The sequence below is a fragment of the Candidatus Frankia alpina genome (genome assembly GCF_902806485.1).
Lineage (GTDB): Bacteria > Actinomycetota > Actinomycetes > Frankiales > Frankiaceae > Frankia > Frankia alpina.
Genome location: NZ_CADCWT010000444.1, coordinates 1 through 1,765 on the forward strand (window position 1 = coordinate 1; position 1,765 = coordinate 1,765).

The following is a 1,765-nucleotide window of genomic DNA, read 5'->3' on the forward strand; positions in this document are numbered from 1 at the left end:
ACATTCCTCACAACCTAGAGTAACCAGTCGGCACGGAAAGTGACCTTCGCGCGGCCCTGCCCGCGGGGGCGCGGCGGTCCGTGGCGGCGGTTCGCCCGGCTCTGGTCGGGGCGGATCTGCTGCTGCCGGGCTGGTCCCATCATCGAGGAAAGGCTGGTTGCATGGGCGTATCGGTTAAGACCCTTTCGCCGGGGGACGGCAAGACCTTCCCCAAGAAGGGGGACACAGTGACGATTCACTATGTCGGCACCCTGCTCAGCGGAAAGCAGTTCGACTCCTCCCGTGACAGGGGAGAGCCGTTCAGGACCGAGATCGGTGTCGGCAGGGTGATCAAGGGGTGGGACGAGGGGGTCCCCCAGCTGTCGCTCGGCGAGAAGGCGGTGCTCACCATCACGCCTGACTACGGGTACGGCCCCAGGGGCTTCCCGCCCGTCATCCCGCCCAACTCCGACCTCGTCTTCGAGGTGGAGCTACTCGGGGTCAACTGACCTGACCACGCCGCGGCCGGCGAGTGAGGGCTGGCCGGCCACTCCTCGGCCCCTCAGCACGGTTCCGGGGCGAGAAGGCGGATCCGCGGCCCGGCTGTCGCCCTGGGGCCGGACCGCGGATCCCCCGGCCGCGCCCGTCGCCGAGGTCGTCGACCATCGCAGGCGGGCGCCACCGAGTCTTTGGGGGTAGCCGGGAGTCAGGCCGGCGGCCGGGTGGAAGGCCGGAAGCTCGCCGTGGTTGCGCGGCGTTCGCCGTCAGTGCGGGAGCAGGAACTCCGCCGCGCTGGCGATGGCCACGCCGCCGGTCTGGCGCGTGCAACTCAGGTCCACCGAGACCAGCCGGCCCGCCGGCTGTTCCTCGATGGCCGTCACCACCCCGGAGCAGGTCAGCACGTCGTCCGGCCAGACCTGCTCGCGGAAGCGGACGTGGAATCGGCGGATGTTCTCTGCACCCAACCAGTCGGTGGCGAAGGTGGCCAGCAGGGCCGCCTGGTGCATCCCCTGGGAGAAGACCGACGGGTAGCCGGCGCGCTGGGCGAACGTGTCGTCGTAGTGCATCGGGTTGAGGTCGCCGGACGCCCCCGAGTAGCGGACGAACATCTGCCGGGTGAGCGGGCCGAACGAGCGGGGCTCGGGGGAGGAGCCCACCGCGAGGTCGGCGAGGGTGGTTCCGGGGGCGTCATGCCTTCTCCTCCGTGCCCGGCGCCGGCTGCGCGGCCGTGGCCGGTTCCGCGGTCTTGGTGGCCGTCGCGGTCTCGATGTAGGTCGCGCGGCCCTCGGCGACCAGGGTGCCCGCCTCGTCGCGGAACTCGGTGACGATGACGGCGAACTTCATGGTGCCCCCGCGCCGGCCGGGCTTCTCGTACCGTTCGGCGAGACGCTCGGCGGCATACAGGGTCTGCCCGGCGCGCGGCGGCGGCCCGTGGAAGATGTACTCCTGCTCGCCGTGCAGCAGCCGGCGGCGATCGAACCCGTGCGGCACGCGGGCACCCTCGGACGCCCAGCGGTTGGCGTTGATCAGAAACGTCGGCGGGACGACGGCGTCCGGGTGCTGGTATTCCGGCGCCTCGGACTGCATGGCGAGGGCGAACTCACGGATCTTGCCGCGTTCGATCGGGAACTCCCACGCGGCACCCGCCTCGCTGGGTGCGCTCATCACTGCTCCGTCGGGTCGTCGGTCGAGGTGGTCAGGCGGTGCACCCGGGGTCGCGATCTAACCGACCCGTCGCCGGGTGGCGCCGTCGTGCTGCCTGCTGCGCCACCGTGACGTGCTGCAC

General features: G+C 71.2%; 3 protein-coding genes. 1 reads left to right on the plus strand and 2 read right to left on the minus strand.

Going from position 1 to position 1,765, the window contains the following annotated elements; all coding sequences use genetic code 11:
- Positions 1–161 precede the first annotated feature (161 nt).
- Positions 162–488, plus strand: coding sequence for an FKBP-type peptidyl-prolyl cis-trans isomerase (locus G6R25_RS23785; RefSeq protein ID WP_163554637.1), 327 nt, complete (start codon positions 162–164; stop codon positions 486–488).
- 255 nt (positions 489–743) lie between these two features.
- Here G6R25_RS23785 and G6R25_RS23790 read toward each other — a convergent pair whose 3' ends face one another.
- Positions 744–1,136 (minus strand): MaoC/PaaZ C-terminal domain-containing protein, encoded by a 393-nt coding sequence (locus tag G6R25_RS23790; RefSeq protein WP_163554638.1) that lies wholly within the window; start codon positions 1,134–1,136, stop codon positions 744–746.
- 31 nt (positions 1,137–1,167) lie between these two features.
- Positions 1,168–1,644: an FAS1-like dehydratase domain-containing protein gene (locus tag G6R25_RS23795; protein ID WP_163554639.1), complete on the minus strand. Its 477-nt coding sequence runs from the start codon at positions 1,642–1,644 to the stop codon at positions 1,168–1,170.
- Between the last annotated feature and the right edge of the window lie 121 nt (positions 1,645–1,765).